The following is an 18,060-nucleotide window of genomic DNA, read 5'->3' as shown; positions in this document are numbered from 1 at the left end:
GTTAACGATAACGCGTGTGAACTGGATGTACGCGGTCCTTTGTAGGAGCTGGCCTGCCAGCGATGGTCGTTAACGATAACGCGGGTCAACTGGATGAACGCGGCGCGCTTGAGTCCATCGCCAGCAGGCTGGCTCCTACATCTTCTCGGGAGGGGGTGAAGAATTTTTTTGCCTGCGAACGCTTGCCCGATGTCTTCCACGGCGCGGCGAAATCTCTGTAGGCAGCAGGTGATCGTTCCTGCTTTCGGCAACGCGGCGGCTGGTTATGTTGGTGTTCCAAAAATAGTTGCCATGGAATGCACATGAATGATCATCACACACCGCTAAATCCCCAGCCTGCGCCGTTGCGCGAAACACTGCAGTCTGTGGTGAGCGCGGCTTTACCGCAGTCCCCCGAGCAGTTCGGTGCACAGTTGATCAGGGAGAAATGGGGGCAAGACATCGACCCGCCAACCGCGCTGTTGGTCACCCTGGATTACCGCTACCGCGGGCACCCGCCGCAGGACGGCATCGAGCAAGGTCAGGTGGCAAGCACCCAAACCCTGGTCCAGGCGTTGCTGGAGAACTACCAGACCGTCGGCGACGGGCGCTTCGCCGAAAGCGCGTTTGGCTTGTACACACCGCCCGATGTCGGCCCGTCCATTCGCATCGTGGAGCATGTCGATGAATTCGCCGACCACGGCAATGGCAACCACCATACCTACGAAGGCATCTATCGCCGGACCACGCCCCAGGTATATGGGCCGGCAACACAAATTGCCCTCAGGCCGGCGGCGTTCAAACAGTGGGTGTGGGAGCTGGATTTGCAAACCCGTTATCAGGCTTACCTTGATCGTGCCTGGCCCTCTGACAAGCGAATCGTCCAGGCGCAGCCTTACGACCTGAGAACCTCGGCCAAGGCCGCCTTCATCATGAGCGCCTGCCTGCAACACCAGGAGGGCAGTTTGAGTCAGGAAGGCCTGGCCCTGGCCATGCAGGCCGCCGGCTTGCCTGCGGGGCAGGCGTGGAGTGCGCTGACCCTCGATCAGCTCCAGGCGCCGACGCGTGTCAGCGCGCCGATCGAGGCCGGTCGGCTGACGATCTATCGCTACACCTCGGACGATATCTGGTGTTATCGCCACCGTCACAGCGGCCGGATCCTGCTGAATATCCCGGGCAACTCCTCACCCTTGCATGAATTCACCGACTGGCGGCACCTGCGCCAATGGATTGTGGCCCAGGGCCGGGTGCCGGCCACACGCCAGGCGCTGCTCGCGCATTTTGCCGAGGACGATCGGGAAGACGGCACCTTCCATGCGGGCGTGTTGACCGCACTGGAGGGCATGGCGGTTTACCCGAACGAACACTGGCTGAAAAGGAGCGCCGGGCTCTTCAACGACGACGGTTTCTGGGACCCGCAGGATTACATCGATCTTGAGCGAGCTCACTCCGACACCGATCCGTTCGCGCAACTGGTGCTGTCCATGAAGCAGGCCTCGATGGCCAGCGTCAAAACCATCCGTGACGATGCCCAGGTCAATCGCAACAACTTGAGCGCGGTGGTGGAACCGCTGGTGCGCTGGATCAACCGGTTGGGGCCATTGGCACTGTTCATTCCGGGAGGCGAGGGCGTGCTGGTGCTGGCCGGCCTGATCGATACCGGTTATGGCCTCGATCAGGCCATTAACGGCAAGACGCCGGAGCAGCGCTCCGAGGGCGTGTCGCGCAGCGTGTTCGGCTTGCTCAATGCGCTCCCGCTGGTCGGGGCTGTGGTGGCACTCAAGGGCGAAGAAAAAATCGCCGCAACCCTGCACGAGCCTGGGGAGCCCGCGAGCGAACCGCATCCCGGAACGCCGGCCAAGCCCGTAGCCGGATCGGTTGCGGCGCCGTTGTCGACTCGCATAGCGCTGTTGCGTGAGGTGTGCGCACCCCATGCTGCCTTCAGTGATGAGGTACTGGGGCAGATCGCCCGGGTCAGCACGGTCGACGACGACATGCTGCGCCTGATGCAGGCGGGACGCCCACCAACGCCGTTACTGGCCGATACCATCACACGCTTCAAGCTCGATCAGGAACTGGAAACCGTCGCCGATGCGCAAGCACGGGCCGGATTGTTCAACACCCGCTATCAGGCGCTCCAGCACTCGGAGCAGGAATGGGTTCGTCTGTTTCAACGCGAATACCAAGGATTGCCGAAAAACGTCGTGGAGCAAATCCTCGACCGTTCGGGAGTTGATATCCATCGGCCCTTCGACGCTGACGAGGCGCTGCAATTGCTCAAGCGACTGGACAACAAATCGCGGGACTACCAACAGCATGTGCGACTCAACCGGGCCTATGAAGGCTTGTACTTGCGCTCGGTCCGGCATCCCGAAACCGATGTCCTGGCACTGCACTCCCTGCAGCGCCTGCCCGACTGGCCGCAAGGCCTGCGTATCGAGGTGCTCGACGGGGCAATCAGCGGCCGTGTCCTCGACCGCTGCGGTCCGCTCGATTCCACGGATTGCCGGCAATTGATCAAGGTCGGTGACCGCTACCGGTATTCCACCGTGGCGGCTACCGACAGCGAGGGTTCGGACCTGTTTACCGCGCTGCTCGACCTCTTGTCCGTGGAGGAGCGTACGGCGATGTCGCTTCGTTCGCCGGATGCTGCCAGCGAGTTGCGGTTGCGCATTGGCGGCCATGCCTTGGCCCGTTCCGAGTTGATACTCGGCCTGAATCGAATGGATTCGCGGTTGCCTTTCGAAGCCGGGGGATTGCGCGGTGGCGGCTTCCCGAACACGCCACAGGCCGCAGCGCTGACCCATGGAGTCATGCGTCTGCAGGTCAAGGATCTGTATCCGGATTTCACCGATGCCCAGGCGGATGAGTTGCTGACTGAAGCGGGTGCCGGGGCTCAGGCACTGCTGGATCGCCTGATTGCGCAGATGCAGCAGTTGCAGGCCGATTTGCGCCAGTGGATCCACCAGTCCGTGCTGGATGCCGATGACATGGACATCGATTTTCTGGCCGTGGGCGATGATGATGCAGCGGGCATGAGCCCCGAGCAGGTGGCGGCGCACAATGTCGAGCTGCTGCAAACCGTGATCGATTTCGAGCGTGAATCTCGAACCGAGCTGGGCGATGAACTGATGAGCATCTGGCAAAAATGCCCGCCCCGGATCAATCGAGTGATGTCGGGTGAGGTGTTCTCCGGGTACAGGCTGGACCTGGCTTTCGAGGACTACCATCGGTTGCCGACGATGAGCGTACGCTTCAATGAAGTCGTCGAGTTATCGATGCTGGGCTTGCACCTGATCGAGCGCGAGAGCCTGAGCGCTTTTCTCGAAAGTTTTCCGAACCTGCGTTCCCTGAACCTGGAGCGTGTCGACCTGCGTCGTCTCAACGCAAACGATGTACTGGAAGGTGTGCTGCCTCCACCGATTCGGCAAATGACCCGTCTCACTACGCTGAACCTGAGTTCCACTTTGCTGCAGCTTCAGGAGAACACGGCTGCACAGTTTGGTGATCTGGTGAGCTTGCAAACGCTGGACCTGAGTGACAACCCTTTGACCGTCCCGCCCGTTGTCCTGGGCCTCAATGAGTTGCGTGTATTGAACTTGAGAAACACCGGGATCAGCCGTTGTCCGATAGGCATCACCGATCAGCCGTACTTCACCTCGCTCGACTTGCAAGGCAACCGGATCAGCCGGGTTCCCCAATCGATACTGAATCAGGCGGTCTCCCGGGACCGGGTGAAACTCTGGGGTAATCCGCTGACGGATGAAGACACCTTGCTGCGCCTGGTCGATCATCGCGAGCGTACCGGCATCAATCTGTGGCTGAGTGAACCGGGTGCCGATTACGGCAGTGCGACGCCCTGGCTGGAGGAGGGCGATGAAAGCGTGCGCGAGGCGCGGCAACAGATCTGGCAACGACTGGCCGTCAAGCCATCGGGCAGTACGTTGCTGCGGGTCATGGATGGATTGCGCCTGACGGCGGATTTCCAGGTCGGCTATCGGTCGCTGCAGGCGCGTGTGTGGCACTTGCTGCACGAAGCGGATACGTCAGAAGAGTTGTGGGGCTGGTTGCGTCAGAGTGTCGATACGCGGGTTGGCGATGCGGAAAACCCGTTCAGGATGTTCGTGGTGCTGGAAGATCGAGTTCGGCTGTACCGCGACTGGGTCGCCATGGGGCGGCCGATTCCGCTGGCGGATCATCCGGTTTCCTAGCCGAAGGGTAAAACCCCTTGAACCCCGGGGCCGGGGTTCAAGGGGTGACGGTCAGCGGCGACGGAACAGCGGCAGCGGTTCGTCGGTCGCGGCCTGATAGGTCACCGAGAAGTCCTTGAGACCTTCAAGGGCTTCGTGCGGATCCTTGTCGGGGCGTACAGCAAAGGCATCGAAACCGCAGCGATGCATGTAGAACAACTGGTCACGCAGCACGTCGCCAATGGCCCGCAATTCGCCCTTGAAACCGTAGCGGTCACGCAGCAAGCGGGCGTTGGAGTAGTTGCGGCCATCGGTGAATGCCGGGAAGTTCAGGGCAATGACCTGGAACTGCGCGACGTCTTCACCGATTTCCTCGGCTTCTTCATCGGCGTCAAGCCAGATGCCCAGGCCGCCGTCGCGGGCCAGGAGCATGCGGCTGTGTTCGCGCCACAACTGCAACGGGACGATGTAGTCGTCGCAATTGGTGATCTCGTCGATGCTGAAGTCCTTGGGCAGCAGGTGCCAGGTCTCGTCGACGACCTCGTTGTTCTTAATGATTCGCTGCATAGACACGCTCCTTGAAGAGGTCGATACCAATACGCTGATAGGTGTCGATGAAGCGTTCGTCTTCGGTACGTTGTTCGATGTACACGTCGATCAGCTTTTCGATCACGTCAGGCATGGCTTCCTGGGCAAAGGACGGGCCGAGGATCTTGCCCAGGCTGGCGTCACGGCTGGCGCTGCCGCCGAGGGAAACCTGATAGAACTCTTCGCCTTTCTTGTCCACCCCGAGGATGCCGATGTGGCCAACGTGGTGGTGGCCGCAAGCGTTCATGCAACCGGAGATGTTCAGGTCCAGCTCGCCGATGTCGAACAGGTAGTCCAGGTCGTCGAAACGGCGCTGGATCGATTCGGCGATCGGGATCGACTTGGCGTTGGCCAGGGAGCAGAAGTCGCCGCCCGGGCAGCAGATGATGTCGGTCAGCAAACCGATGTTCGGCGTGGCGAAGCCTTGCTCGCGCAGCTCGCCCCACAGGACGAACAGCTTGTCCTGCTCGACGTCGGCCAGAATGATGTTCTGCTCGTGGGAGGTACGCAGTTGACCGAAGCTGTAACGCTCGGCCAGGTCGGCCACGGCGTCGAGCTGTTTGTCGGTGATGTCGCCTGGTGCAACGCCGGTAGGCTTGAGAGACAAGGTCACGGCCACGTAGCCCGGTTTCTTGTGGGCCAGGGTGTTGCGTGCGCGCCAGCGGGCGAAGCCCGGGTGCTGCAGGTCGAGCTCGGCCAGGGCGGCGGTCTGGTTGTCCAGCGCCTTGTAGTCCGGGTCGACGAAGTGTTTGGCGACGCGCTGCACTTCGGCTTCGGTCAGCGTGGTCTGGCCACCGCGCAGGTGCTCCATTTCCGCGTCGACTTTCTGCGCGAAGACTTCAGGCGTCAGCGCTTTGACCAGGATCTTGATCCGCGCCTTGTACTTGTTGTCACGACGGCCATAGCGGTTGTAGACCCGCAGGATGGCGTCGAGGTAGCTCAACAGGTCTTGCCACGGCAGGAACTCATTGATGAATGCACCCACCACCGGCGTACGGCCCAGGCCACCACCGACCAGCACACGGAAGCCCAGTTCGCCAGCGGCGTTGTGCACCGGCTCAAGGCCGATGTCATGGACTTCGATGGCGGCGCGGTCGGAAGTCGAACCGTTGACGGCGATCTTGAACTTGCGCGGAAGGTAGGCGAATTCCGGGTGGAAAGTCGTCCACTGGCGCACGATCTCGCACCATGGGCGCGGGTCGATCAACTCGTCGGCGGCGACACCGGCAAACTGGTCGGTGGTGACGTTGCGCAGGCAGTTGCCGCTGGTCTGGATCGCGTGCATCTGCACGGTGGCCAGTTCAGCGAGAATGTCCGGAATGTCTTCCACGGCCGGCCAGTTGAACTGCACGTTCTGCCGGGTACTGATGTGGGCGTAGCCCTTGTCGTAGTCCCGGGCGATCTTGGCCATCATTCGCATTTGCCGCGAAGTCAGTTGGCCGTAAGGCACGGCGACTCGCAACATCGGTGCGAAACGCTGGATGTAAAGGCCATTTTGCAGGCGCAGGGGGCGGAATTCTTCTTCGCTCAGCTCGCCTGCCAGATAGCGTCGGGTCTGATCACGGAACTGCTTGACGCGGTCCTCGATGATCCGCTGATCGTATTCGTCGTATACGTACATATAAGTCCTGTTCTCAGGCTTGGGCCGGTCGGAAACAGCGGCGTTTTTTGGCTGGCTGGCGTCCGATAAAACCTCGGCAATTCTGCGCGCACGGCCGCGCACTCCCTACGGAGCCGGGGCAAGATACCAGTTTGCAGTTATGCGTAAAAGTGATGTTTGAGCATATGTAAAGAACCAAATCGCCTAATGAGAATCGTTGTTGCAAAGACCCTGTTTGTGATGCGGGCAATCGTCGTCTTTACTCTGCTCGAGTCTTTATGCAATCACCGATAAAACCGACAAGAGGCGATGCAATGAGCAACCCAACCAAAGCACGGAAAAGCGATAGCACCGTAGATGCCTGGGCAATCTTGTTCCTGATCATCCTGGTCGTGGGGACGGCGGTTTTCTGGGTCAGCCACCAATAAACGACCCGTCCGGGCCCGGTTCCGACGATTGTCCGACAAAAACCGGAAAAATCGCCGTTTTACGGACACTCGCTGGCTATAATGCGCGGCGAATTTCCGGGGGCTCGGACGACCAATGTTGAAGTTTCTGTATGGCGTATTACTGACGCTGGGCATGGTCGTGGGACCTTGTGCCCAAGCGGCGTCAGTGCTGTTCCTGAATCCGGGAACCCCAACGGAAGCCTTCTGGGCGAGTTACTCGCAGTTCATGCAGGCTGCGGCGACGGACCTGGGGATGGACTTGCGTATCCAGTATTCCGACCGCGTCTCCGAAAACACCATCCGCCAGGCTCGTGAAGCCCTTCAGGGCGACCATCGTCCCGACTACCTGGTCTTCGTCAACGAGCAATACATCGCCCCCGAGATCCTGCGGCTGGCCAAAGGCAGCGGGGTGAAGCTGTTCATGGTCAACAACGCCCTGACGGCGGATCAGATGAAACTGATTGGCGCGCGGCCTGACAAGTATCCCGATTTGCTCGGCAGCCTGGTGCCCAATGACGAGGAGGGCGGCTACCTGATGCTCAAGGAACTGATCCGGCAGCACGGTCCGGTGGCCCCCGGCCAGACGATTGAACTGCTGGCCTTTTCCGGTTTGAAGATCACTCCGTCCGCGCAATATCGCGAGAAAGGCCTGCGGCGCGCCTTGGCCGAGCACCCCGAAGTGCGTTTGCGCCAGCTGGTGTACGGCGGCTGGACCCGGCAACGCGCCTACGAGCAGGCCAGGTTGTTGTTCAAGCGCTACCCGCAGACGTCGCTGGTCTGGGCCGCGAACGACGAGATGGCGTTCGGTGTGATGCAGGCGTACGTCGAGGCCGGCGGTGTGCCAGGCAAGGGCGTGCTGTTCGGCGCGATCAACAATTCACCCGAGGCGTTGAAGGCTCTGCTGGACCGTCGCCTGAGTGTGTTGCTGGGCGGGCACTTCAGTCTGGGTGGCTGGGCGCTGGTGCAATTGCACGACTACGATGAAGGCGTGGACATCAGCCAGTACGGCGGCCGTGACCGGCAGATTCCGTTGCTGCAACTGATCGACCGGGCACAGGCCAGGCGACTGCTGGCGATGGGGGCCACGCAGGACTTCGGTGTGGATTTTCACAAACTCTCGGCCAAGGGCCGTCCCGCGTCCTGGCGCTACCCGTTCACCCTGCAAACCCTGATGCACTGAGCCGCGTCAAACCCCGGCCAGGAGTAGCACCAGCTTGACGATGCCGAACAGCGTCAAGGCGAACACCACCGTGAACAGGATCCCCAGAATTACGAAATGACTGGGCTTGCCGTGCGTGAAATCACGGGCCCGGTTCTTCCCGCTCTGCACCCCGAACGCCGCCGCCATGACGCTGTGCAGCATTTGCCAGAAGCTCGGCGGCTTGTTGTCGGCCGGATCGTCCATAAAACCCTCGCCACGAATGTGTGTGAGGCAAGCATAGACAATTCACATCAAAAGATCGCAGCCCCTGTAGGAGCTGCCGCAGGCTGCGATCTCTTGATCTTGCCCTGGTTGTCGTAACCCAGGTTCGGCGCCAGCCAGCGTTCGGTCACGCTCAACTCCTGGCCTTTACGCGAGGTGTAGCTCTGCACCTGGTCCTTGTCGACCTTGCCTACGGCGAAGTACTGCGCCTGCGGGTGAGCGAAGTACCAGCCGCTGACCGCTGCTGCCGGGAACATGGCGTAGTGTTCGGTGAGGAACACGCCGCTGCGGCCTGCGCGCATTTCCTGAGCTTCGGGATCGAGCAGGGCGAACAATTGGGCTTTTTCGGTGTGATCCGGGCAGGCCGGATAACCCGGTGCCGGACGGATGCCGGTGTATTGCTCCTTGATCAGCGCTTCGTTATCCAGCACTTCATCCTTTGCGTAGCCCCAATAGTCTTTACGCACCTGCTGGTGCAGCCACTCGGCGCACGCTTCGGCCAGACGGTCGGCCAGGGCCTTGACCATGATCGAGTTGTAGTCGTCGCCAGCGTCCTGGTAGGCCTTGGCCACTTCTTCGGCGCCGATGCCGGCGGTGGTGATGAAGCCACCCACGTAGTCGGTCACTTCACTGTCCTTGGGCGCGACGAAGTCGGCCAGGGAGAAGTTCGGCTTGCCGTCGGTCTTGATGATCTGCTGGCGCAGATGATGCAACTTGGCCATTGGCTTGCCGTCATCGCCATAGAGTTCGATGTCGTCGTCATGCACCTGGTTGGCCGGCCAGAAACCGAACACCGCGCGGGCGCTGATCAGCTTCTCGTCGATCAGTTTGGTGAGCATTTCCCGGGCATCCTTGTACAGCGAAGTGGCCGCTTCGCCGACCACTTCGTCCTGAAGGATGCGCGGGAATTTGCCGGCCAGGTCCCAGGATATGAAGAACGGCGTCCAGTCGATGTACTCGGCCAGAACGTTGAGGTCGATGTTGTCCAGTACCCGGGTGCCGGTGAAGGTCGGTTTGACCGGCGTGTAGTTCGCCCAGTCGAACTGCGGCTTCTTGGCGATGGCCGCGCCATAGCTCAGGCGTTCGGTGCGGGCGCTGCGGTTGGCGGTGCGTTCGCGAACCTCGATGTAGTCCTGACGGGTTTTCTCGACGAAACCGGCCTTGAGCTCCTTGGACAACAACTGGGTCGCCACGCCGACCGCGCGGGAGGCGTCGGTGACGTAGATCACCGCGTCGTTGCTGTACTTCGGCTCGATCTTCACCGCAGTGTGCGCCTTGGAGGTGGTGGCGCCACCGATCATCAACGGCAGGTGGAAGTCCTGGCGCTGCATTTCGCGGGCGACATGGACCATCTCATCCAGCGACGGGGTGATCAGGCCGGACAGGCCGATGATGTCGCACTTCTGCTCCTTGGCCACCTGGAGGATTTTCTCCGCCGGGACCATCACGCCGAGGTCGACGATGTCATAGCCGTTGCAACCGAGTACGACGCCGACGATGTTCTTGCCGATGTCGTGCACGTCGCCTTTCACGGTCGCCATCAGGATCTTGCCCTTGGCTTCGGGCTTGTCGCCTTTTTCCAGTTCGATGAACGGGATCAGGTGCGCCACGGCCTGCTTCATCACGCGCGCGGATTTCACCACCTGGGGCAGGAACATTTTGCCAGCGCCGAACAGGTCGCCGACGATGTTCATGCCGGCCATCAGCGGGCCTTCGATCACCTCGATCGGGCGGCTGAAGGACAGGCGCGATTCTTCGGTGTCTTCGACGATGTGGGTGGTAATGCCTTTGACCAGTGCGTGTTCCAGGCGCTTGTTGACGTCCCAGTTGCGCCACTCTTCGGTCTCCGCTTCCTTGACGCTGCCGTCGCCCTTGTACTTGTCGGCGATGGCGAGGAGGGCGTCGGTGCCTTCCGGAGTGCGATTGAGGATCACGTCTTCGACGGCGTCGCGCAGTTCCACCGGGATCTGGTCGTAGATCTCCAGTTGCCCGGCGTTGACGATACCCATGGTCAGCCCGGAGCGAATGGCGTACAGCAGGAACACCGAGTGGATCGCCTCACGCACCGGGTTGTTGCCGCGGAAGGAGAACGACACGTTGGACACGCCACCGGACGTCAGCGCGTACGGCAGCTCGTCACGGATGTAGGCGCAGGCGTTGATGAAATCGACGGCGTAATTGTTGTGCTCTTCGATGCCGGTGGCCACGGCGAAGATGTTCGGGTCGAAGATGATGTCTTCCGGCGGGAAGTCCACTTCGTTGACCAGGATGTCATAGGAGCGTTTGCAGATTTCCTTCTTGCGCGCTTCGGTGTCGGCCTGGCCGGCCTCGTCGAAGGCCATCACCACCACCGCGGCGCCGTAGCGCTTGCACAGTTTGGCGTGGTGAATGAACTGCTCGACGCCTTCTTTCATGCTGATCGAGTTGACGATGCCCTTGCCCTGGATGCATTTCAGGCCGGCTTCGATCACTTCCCACTTCGAGGAGTCGATCATGATCGGTACGCGGGAGATGTCCGGTTCGCCGGCAATCAGATTGAGGAAGGTCACCATGGCCTTCTTCGAATCGAGCATCCCTTCGTCCATGTTGATGTCGATCACCTGGGCGCCGGCCTCGACCTGCTGCAGGGCGACTTCCAGGGCTTCGGTGTAGTTGTCCTCGCGGATCAGCCGGGCGAACTTGGCCGAGCCGGTGATGTTGGTGCGCTCGCCGACGTTGACGAACAGCGAACTGCGATCGATGGTGAAGGGTTCCAGGCCCGAGAGGCGGCAAGCCTTGGGAATGTCCGGGATCTGGCGCGGCGCATAACCGGCCACGGCCTTGGCGATGGCTTCGATGTGGCCCGGCGTGGTGCCGCAGCAGCCGCCGACAATGTTGAGGAAGCCGCTTTGGGCGAACTCTTCGATGACCTTGGCGGTTTGCGACGGCAGTTCGTCGTACTCGCCGAATTCGTTCGGCAGGCCGGCGTTCGGGTGCGCCGACACATGGGTGCCTGCCTTGTTCGACAGTTCTTCGAGGTACGGGCGCAACTCGCTGGCGCCGAGGGCGCAGTTCAGGCCAACGGAGATCGGCTTGGCGTGGGCCACGGAGTTCCAGAAGGCTTCGGTGGTCTGGCCCGACAGGGTGCGGCCCGAGGCATCGGTGATGGTGCCGGAAATCATGATTGGCAGTTCGACGCCCAGTTCTTCGAACACGCCTTGCACGGCGAAGATCGCGGCCTTGGCGTTGAGGGTGTCGAAGATGGTTTCGATCAGGATCAGGTCGGCGCCGCCCTCGATCAGGCCTTTGGTCGATTCGGTGTAGTTTTCCACCAGCTCATCGAAGGTCACGTTGCGGTAGCCGGGGTTGTTCACGTCCGGGGACAACGAGCAGGTGCGACTCGTAGGCCCGAGCACGCCGGCGACGAAGCGCGGCTTGTCCGGGGTTTCCAGGGTCTTGGCGTCGGCGACCTTGCGTGCCAGGCGAGCGCCTTCTACGTTTAATTCATACGCCAGGCCCTGCATGCCGTAGTCGGCCAGGGAGATCTGGGTGGCGTTGAAGGTGTTGGTTTCCAGAATGTCGGCGCCAGCGTCGAGGTAGGCTTTCTCGATGCCGCCAATCACGTCCGGGCGCGTCAGTACCAACAGGTCGTTGTTGCCTTTGACATCGCTCGGCCAGTCAGCGAAGCGTTTGCCACGGTAATCCTGCTCTTCGAGCTTGTAGCTCTGGATCATCGTGCCCATACCGCCATCGAGAATCAGGATGCGCTCTTTGAGGGCGTGCTTGAGAGCTTGAAGGCGAACGCTGCGATCGGACATTTGGACTACTCGGTAAGGCCATGACGAAGGGCCGGGATGATAGCAAACCTGTGCGCTTTTAGAGCATGACTCGGTTTTGCATGAATATCGTTCATGTTGGCAAGGGTGACAGACCGGTAGAATCGCGGCGTTTTTTCAGGATCCAGGACCAGGGACATGTCTTATCGCTTCGTCATCAGCAGTGTGTTGATGCTTTTAAGCTGGGGCGCTGCGGCGCAAAGTCCGGCGAACTCCTCTGCCATTTCCTACAGTCGAGACATTCAACCGATCTTCACTGAAAAGTGCGTAGCCTGCCACGCCTGCAACGACGCCGCCTGTCAGCTCAACCTGGGCAGCGGCGAGGGCGCGGCACGCGGCGCGACGAAAGTCCCGGTTTACGACGGTGACCGTACTAAGGCGGTGGCGCCGACGCGGCTGTTTCTGGACGCGTCCGGAAAAGCCGCCTGGCAGCAAAAGGGCTTCTTTTCGGTGCTCGATGCCCAGGGCAGCCAGGCTGCATTGATGGCGCGGATGCTGGAACTGGGCCACAACACCCCCTTGCAACCCAACGCCAGGCTGCCGCAAGACATCGTCCTGGGCCTGAACCGGGAGAACATGTGTGCCATGCCCGCGCAGTTCGATGGCTACGCCGCTTCGCACCCGAAGGAAGGCATGCCGCTGGCGGTGACCGGCCTGACCGACCCGCAGTACCAGACGCTGCAACGCTGGCTGGCCGCAGGCGCACCTATCGATCAACAGGCCCTGGCCCCGAGTGCGCAAGAAGCGCAACAAGTGATCCAGTGGGAAAACCTGCTCAATTCGCCGGGCGCACGGCAAAGCCTGGTGGGGCGCTGGCTGTATGAACACTGGTTCCTCGCCCATCTTTACTTCAAGGAGGGGGAGCCCGGGCATTTCTTCCAGTGGGTGCGTTCGCGCACGCCGACCGGCCAGCCGATTGACCTGATCAATACCCGGCGCCCCAACGATGATCCGGGCACGGAGTTTTACTACCGCTTGTGGCCGGTGCAGGGCGTGATCGTGCACAAGACCCACATCACCTATCCGCTGAGCGCGACCAAGCTGGCACGGGTCAAATCCCTGTTCTACAGCGGCAACTGGGAGGTCAATGCATTGCCGGGCTACGGGCCGCAGAGCCGGGCCAACCCTTTTGCCACCTTCGAAGCGATCCCGGCCCAGGCGCGCTATCAGTTCATGCTCGATAACGCCGAGTACTTCGTGCGCACCTTTATCCGTGGGCCGGTGTGTCGTGGGCAGATCGCCACGGACGTGATTCGCGATAATTTCTGGGCGTTGTTCCAGGCACCTGAACACGACCTCTACATCACCGACCCGAACTATCGCGGGCAGGCCACGCCCTTGCTGGCGATGCCGGGGCAGAATGATGATGTCGGCAGCGTCCTGAGCCTGTGGCACGACTACCGCGACAAACGCAACGAGTACGAGGCCCTGCGCCGCGACAGCTACTCCGACGAGCCCGCACCGAGCTGGTCGACTCTGTGGGCCGGTAACGACAACGCGCTGCTGAGCATCTTTCGCCATTTCGACAGCGCCTCGGTGACCAAAGGCCTGATCGGCGAAGTGCCGCAGACGATGTGGCTGTTCGACTATCCGCTGCTGGAGCGCACCTACTATCAACTGGCAGTCAATTTCGATGTGTTTGGCAACGTGTCCCATCAGGCCCAGACGCGCCTGTATTTCGACTTGATCCGTAACGGCGCCGAGCAGAATTTCCTGCGCCTGATGCCCGCCGATTCGCGGGAGGGCTACCTCGACGACTGGTATCAGAACAGTGGCAAATTCAAGATGTGGCTGGACTACGAGTCCATCGACGATGACAAGCCGACTGCGCTGAAGCTTGATCCGCAGGATCCCAAGCGCGATTTCGCCCAGCAATTGCTCACCCGTTATGGCGACCTCAATGCCAGGCCCGACCCGATCAACCGCTGCGACGGCGCCTACTGTTCGCGGCCGAACATTGATCCGGACCTGCAGAATGCCGAGCAGGTGTTGAGCCGCCTGGCTTCGCGTCCGGCGGCGGGGTTGAAAGTGATTGATCAACTGCCGGAAGCGACCATGCTGCGCATCGAAACCGGCAGCGGCAAGCGTGAGGTCTACAGCCTGCTGCGCAACCGGGCCCACAGCAACGTGGCGTTCCTGCTCGGCGAATCGCTGCGCTATCAGCCGGGGCTCGATACCCTGACGATTTTTCCGGGTGTGCTCAGCAGCTACCCGAACTTCATGTTCAACATTCCGGCCGGGCAAGTGCCGGCGTTTGTGGATGCGATGGAGAACGCCAAGGATAGCGACAGTTTTGAGAAAATCGTCGAACGTTGGGGAATACGGCGCAGTCATCCGCAATTCTGGCAGTATTTCCATGACCTGAGCCGCTACATCCAGGAGACCGATCCGGTGGAAGAGGGCGTGCTGGACATGAACCGCTTCGAGAACCTCTGACCAATCACCGAGCCCTTGTGTAGGAGCTGCCGCAGGCTGCGATCTTTTGACTTTGATTTTTAAAAGACAAGATCAAAAGATCGCAGCCTGCGGCAGCTCCTACACAGAGGATATCGTCGGAATCTTTCCCGACAAAAATACTGGGACTTTGTCCGGCGCGCCGATTGGCGTAAACTGCGCCCAAGCCTGCGAGGAGTTTCCATGACCGCTATTACCATTACCGACGCCGCCCACGATTATCTGGCTGATCTGCTCTCCAAGCAGAACACCCCGGGCATCGGCATCCGCGTCTTCATCACCCAGCCTGGCACCCAGTACGCCGAAACCTGCATTGCCTACTGCAAGCCGGGCGAAGAAAAACCCGAAGACACCGCGCTGGGGCTGAAAAGCTTCACCGCCTACATCGACCATTTCAGCGAAGCCTTCCTGGACGATGCCGTTGTCGACTACGCCACCGACCGCATGGGCGGCCAGCTGACCATCAAGGCGCCAAACGCCAAAGTACCGATGGTCAACGCCGACAGTCCGGTCAACGAGCGCATCAACTACTACCTGCAAACCGAGATCAACCCGGGGCTGGCCAGCCACGGCGGTCAGGTCAGCCTGATCGACGTGGTCGAAGACGGCATCGCCGTCCTGCAGTTCGGCGGTGGTTGCCAGGGCTGCGGCCAGGCCGACGTGACGCTCAAGGAAGGCATCGAGCGCACCCTGCTCGAGCGTATTCCCGAACTCAAGGGCGTTCGCGACGTGACCGACCACACGCAGAAAGAAAACGCCTACTACTAAGGTGTTCGCTGCGAAACAAAAAAACGGCGCCCCGTGAGCGCCGTTTTTTTATGCCCTACCGAAACCCCTGTGTAGGAGCTGCCGAAGGCTGCGATCTTTTGATCTTGTCTTTTAAAAATCAAAGTCAAAAGATCGCAGCCTGCGGCAGCTCCTACACAGGGTGATTACGGTCTGTAGAGATGCGCATGCCCCGCGCGATACAGTGACGATTCGCTGAAATGATCACTGCCCAACACCCGGCCTACCAGTATCAACGCCGTGCGCCGAAACCCTTTGGCGGCAACCTTTTCGGCAATGTCCTCAAGCGTTCCCGTCACCCAATCCTGATCCGGCCAGCTCGCGCGGTGAACCACCGCAATCGGGCAATCGGCGCCGTAGTGCGGCAGCAGTTCCTCAACGATCTTCGGCAGGTGATTGACCCCCAAATGAATCGCCATGGTCGCGCCGTGCTGCGCCAGGCTGGCGAATTCCTCTCCGGGTGGCATGGCGGTCTTGTCGGCGTAGCGAGTCAGGATCACGCTCTGTGAAACGTCCGGCAGCGTCAGCTCTGCACCCAGAAGCGCTGCACAAGCGGCGGTGGCCGTCACGCCCGGAACGATTTCGAAGCCAATGCCCAGCTCACGCAGATAGCGAATCTGTTCGCCAATGGCGCCATACAGGCTCGGATCGCCGGAGTGTACCCGGGCCACGTCCTGGCCCTTGGCGTGGGCGGCCTTGAACAGGTCGATGATCTGTTCCAGGTGCAGTTCGGCGCTGTTGACCACCTGCTCGGCACAATGACCTTCCAGTACGGCGGCTGGCACCAGCGAGCCGGCATAAATGATCACCGGGCAACTGCGAATCAGCCGCTGGCCCTTGACGGTAATCAGTTCGGGGTCGCCGGGACCTGCGCCAATGAAGTAGACGGTCATCGTCGGTTCCTGTGGGGATGAAAGGGGCTGAACAGGGCTTCAGATGAAGAATGTTCATGATCGAGGCGGGGATTATCGGGGATTTTATGCCGCGCCGGCCAATGCCAGGGTTGCCTGGGCATATTTCTGTCGGGGAATCAGCAGTTTTGCCGGGGCTTGGGCCAGTTGTTCGGCCAGGGCCAGTGCGGCGCTTTCCGCCACACCGTAGCAACCGGTGCGTTCAAACGCTATTTGCGATTGATGACTGAGTTGCGGCTCATAGGGGGCCAGTTGTTCGCTGCTGAAGTACAGCAATTCCAGGCCAAGCTGCTGAGCCAGTTCGATCAATGCAGGTTCGTCGCGCTTCGAATCGATGCTGGCCAGCGCCTTGATTTCATGGCGCGCGATCTGGTGCGCCTCCAGTGCCTGGTCGAGCAGCGCCAGCAAGGTGCTGACGGGGCAGCCCTTTTGGCAGCCCAGGCCGACCACCAGGGTCGGCTCAGTGCTGACGTCAGTCATGCGTGGTATTGGCCATCGCTTTTGCGACGGAACAACCAGGCGCTGATCAGGCCCAGGGCCAGCCAGAACGCCACGTTGGTCAGTTGCGAAGCGATTTTGAATTGGGTTTCCAGTGCCTCCGGAGCGAGCATCGAATGCACCTCCGGTTGCGGTGCGCCAATCACATGGGGAACAGCGAGGATTGCCACGCCGAGAACTTTCATCAGCCAGTGACGGCTGAACACGATCAGCGCGATACCGACGGCGGTGGAGGCGGCGGTACCGATCCACCACAGTTGCCGTTGTGCCAGATCGGCGGCGGCAGTGCCTGGCAGTTCAGGTGGCAGGCCGAGGGTTGGCGCGAGCACGAAGGTCGCATAGCCGGCCAGGCCCCAGAGCAGGCCCTGGGAGGTCTTGGTCGGCGCACGCAAGGTGTACAGGCCGGCCAGCATCAGGGCGAAACCGACGGCCACGACCAGATTACCGCCAGTGGTCGACAGCACGCGCTGCCAGCCGTCTTCCGGCTCCCAGGCTTCGGCGTCGTGGGTGTGGGCAGCCATCGCGCCATCGGCGTGTTCATGCATTTCAACGGCAGCCGGTTCGGCATTTTCGTAGGTTTCGGCCTGCAGGATCAGGGGGGCGACCCAGAAGCTTTGCAGCAGGGTCAGCAACAGGGCGGCCAGCAGCCCGGTGAAACCTGCGGTTTGCGCAATACGCTTGATCATGTCAGCAGGTCTCAATGGCACGGGAACGCGGAGCTGTGACGGGTATCGTGGGCGGCATTGTGCACCGCTTCGATGTGCGAGAAACCGGCGAAATACACCAGACACGCGCCCAGGATCGACGCGCAGACGGCGGCGGTCAGACGTTGAGTCAGGGTAGAAGTGGTGCTGGCTGTAGTGTGGCCGGTGCTGCTGATGATCGACATGGCGTTTCCCTCTGGTCTGTCAGCGGGGAATCAAGAGCGCATGCAAAAACCTGCACGACCAGGCGCGCAGCGTTTCAAACAGCGCCCGCCCACCGCGGGTTTGTTGTTTCAGTGATCGTTATGGTCACTTTATGTTGCGGGCCGGTCTCCGGGCTCACGAGGGGCGCAGGCATCAGCCTGATCCTGCAAGCATCACCTTCCCATGCCGTATTGGCACAGTGGATCTGATGCTTCGCTCGCTTACCGTTGCGGGGGCAGCACCGGACTGACATGGCTTTAGAGTAAAGCACATGATTCACCGGTTTCCCGTTTCACCCTGTGAAGGGCACCCGTAACAAGATGCGTAGGAGAGCATGGGCGAGGGTTGGGCGTCAATTGGCAAGGGTTCTCACCTGGATCGAAACGATCCCCTGTAGGAGCTGCCGCAGGCTGCGATCTTTTGATCTTGATTTTAAAAAGCAAGATCAAAAGATCGCAG

11 protein-coding genes, 1 pseudogene and 1 riboswitch are annotated in these 18,060 nt (G+C 60.8%); of the genes and pseudogenes, 4 read left to right on the top strand and 8 right to left on the bottom strand.

The genetic code is table 11. The features are described 5' to 3' along the window. Positions 1-302 precede the first annotated feature (302 nt). Positions 303-4,190 (top strand): dermonecrotic toxin domain-containing protein, encoded by a 3,888-nt coding sequence (locus tag AC3WJW_RS23995; RefSeq protein ID WP_493727657.1) that lies wholly within the window; start codon positions 303-305, stop codon positions 4,188-4,190. 51 nt (positions 4,191-4,241) lie between these two features. Here the strand turns inward: AC3WJW_RS23995 and AC3WJW_RS23990 are convergent, their stop codons facing one another. Together AC3WJW_RS23990 and AC3WJW_RS23985 are read right to left on the bottom strand one after the other, a co-directional pair. Further along, positions 4,242-4,736 carry a DUF934 domain-containing protein gene (locus tag AC3WJW_RS23990; RefSeq protein WP_493727656.1) on the bottom strand — a complete coding sequence of 165 codons (495 nt, stop codon included), beginning with the start codon at positions 4,734-4,736 and terminating at the stop codon, positions 4,242-4,244. After that, complete coding sequence (locus AC3WJW_RS23985; protein WP_116580622.1) at positions 4,720-6,378, bottom strand: nitrite/sulfite reductase; 1,659 nt, start codon at positions 6,376-6,378, stop codon at positions 4,720-4,722. The genes AC3WJW_RS23990 and AC3WJW_RS23985 overlap by 17 nt, the downstream gene beginning before the upstream one ends. Positions 6,379-6,900: 522 nt before the next feature. On the opposite strand from AC3WJW_RS23985, the gene AC3WJW_RS23980 reads away from it, so the two are divergent. After that, positions 6,901-7,986: an ABC transporter substrate-binding protein gene (locus AC3WJW_RS23980; RefSeq protein ID WP_493727655.1), complete on the top strand. Its 1,086-nt coding sequence runs from the start codon at positions 6,901-6,903 to the stop codon at positions 7,984-7,986. Between the two features lie 6 nt (positions 7,987-7,992). On the opposite strand, the gene AC3WJW_RS23975 is transcribed toward AC3WJW_RS23980, so the two are convergent. Both AC3WJW_RS23975 and metH read right to left on the bottom strand, forming a co-directional pair. Further along, positions 7,993-8,211 (bottom strand): DUF2970 domain-containing protein, encoded by a 219-nt coding sequence (locus AC3WJW_RS23975; protein WP_007980782.1) that lies wholly within the window; start codon positions 8,209-8,211, stop codon positions 7,993-7,995. A gap of 107 nt (positions 8,212-8,318) precedes the next feature. Then, positions 8,319-12,026, bottom strand: a pseudogene (gene metH, locus AC3WJW_RS23970) (methionine synthase); the annotation flags it as partial. A 156-nt stretch (positions 12,027-12,182) separates the two neighbouring features. Here metH and AC3WJW_RS23965 point away from each other — a divergent pair. Next, complete coding sequence (locus tag AC3WJW_RS23965) at positions 12,183-14,480, top strand: fatty acid cis/trans isomerase (RefSeq protein WP_493727654.1); 2,298 nt, start codon at positions 12,183-12,185, stop codon at positions 14,478-14,480. A gap of 201 nt (positions 14,481-14,681) precedes the next feature. After that, entirely contained in the window at positions 14,682-15,266 is a 585-nt protein-coding gene (gene nfuA / locus AC3WJW_RS23960) for a Fe-S biogenesis protein NfuA (protein WP_007912592.1), read from the top strand. A 164-nt stretch (positions 15,267-15,430) separates the two neighbouring features. On the opposite strand, the gene cobM is transcribed toward nfuA, so the two are convergent. The 4 genes from cobM to AC3WJW_RS23940 all read right to left on the bottom strand — a co-directional run bounded on the left by cobM (position 15,431) and on the right by AC3WJW_RS23940 (position 17,582). Next, positions 15,431-16,177 carry a precorrin-4 C(11)-methyltransferase gene (gene cobM, locus AC3WJW_RS23955; RefSeq protein WP_493727653.1) on the bottom strand — a complete coding sequence of 249 codons (747 nt, stop codon included), beginning with the start codon at positions 16,175-16,177 and terminating at the stop codon, positions 15,431-15,433. Between the two features lie 84 nt (positions 16,178-16,261). Then, a complete protein-coding gene (locus tag AC3WJW_RS23950) occupies positions 16,262-16,675 on the bottom strand; it encodes a cobalamin biosynthesis protein (RefSeq protein ID WP_493727652.1) in 414 nt (137 codons plus the stop codon). Then, positions 16,672-17,379: a CbtA family protein gene (locus AC3WJW_RS23945; RefSeq protein WP_493727651.1), complete on the bottom strand. Its 708-nt coding sequence runs from the start codon at positions 17,377-17,379 to the stop codon at positions 16,672-16,674. Before AC3WJW_RS23945 ends, AC3WJW_RS23950 begins: the two co-directional genes overlap by 4 nt. Positions 17,380-17,390: 11 nt before the next feature. Beyond that, on the bottom strand, positions 17,391-17,582 hold the full coding sequence (locus AC3WJW_RS23940) for a CbtB domain-containing protein (RefSeq protein WP_007974650.1): 192 nt from the start codon (positions 17,580-17,582) through the stop codon (positions 17,391-17,393). Between the two features lie 122 nt (positions 17,583-17,704). Beyond that, positions 17,705-17,930, bottom strand: a riboswitch (cobalamin riboswitch). Positions 17,931-18,060: the final 130 nt, after the last annotated feature.

It is taken from the genome of Pseudomonas sp. GW821-FHT07G06, assembly GCF_058986625.1.
Note: the sequence above shows the minus strand (reverse complement) of the source record. Positions and strands in the feature narration are given on the sequence as shown.

What these genes read in the sequence shown, in the direction of transcription:
- AC3WJW_RS23985 (WP_116580622.1), bottom strand. Translation starts at nt 6,378, where the DNA reads ATGTACGTATACGACGAATACGATCAGCGGATCATCGAGGACCGCGTC.
- AC3WJW_RS23950 (WP_493727652.1), bottom strand. Translation starts at nt 16,675, where the DNA reads ATGACTGACGTCAGCACTGAGCCGACCCTGGTGGTCGGCCTGGGCTGC.
- AC3WJW_RS23945 (WP_493727651.1), bottom strand. Translation starts at nt 17,379, where the DNA reads ATGATCAAGCGTATTGCGCAAACCGCAGGTTTCACCGGGCTGCTGGCC.
- cobM (WP_493727653.1), bottom strand. Translation starts at nt 16,177, where the DNA reads ATGACCGTCTACTTCATTGGCGCAGGTCCCGGCGACCCCGAACTGATT.
- AC3WJW_RS23965 (WP_493727654.1), top strand. Translation starts at nt 12,183, where the DNA reads ATGTCTTATCGCTTCGTCATCAGCAGTGTGTTGATGCTTTTAAGCTGG.
- AC3WJW_RS23990 (WP_493727656.1), bottom strand. Translation starts at nt 4,736, where the DNA reads ATGCAGCGAATCATTAAGAACAACGAGGTCGTCGACGAGACCTGGCAC.
- AC3WJW_RS23995 (WP_493727657.1), top strand. Translation starts at nt 303, where the DNA reads ATGAATGATCATCACACACCGCTAAATCCCCAGCCTGCGCCGTTGCGC.
- AC3WJW_RS23975 (WP_007980782.1), bottom strand. Translation starts at nt 8,211, where the DNA reads ATGGACGATCCGGCCGACAACAAGCCGCCGAGCTTCTGGCAAATGCTG.
- AC3WJW_RS23980 (WP_493727655.1), top strand. Translation starts at nt 6,901, where the DNA reads ATGTTGAAGTTTCTGTATGGCGTATTACTGACGCTGGGCATGGTCGTG.
- AC3WJW_RS23940 (WP_007974650.1), bottom strand. Translation starts at nt 17,582, where the DNA reads ATGTCGATCATCAGCAGCACCGGCCACACTACAGCCAGCACCACTTCT.
- nfuA (WP_007912592.1), top strand. Translation starts at nt 14,682, where the DNA reads ATGACCGCTATTACCATTACCGACGCCGCCCACGATTATCTGGCTGAT.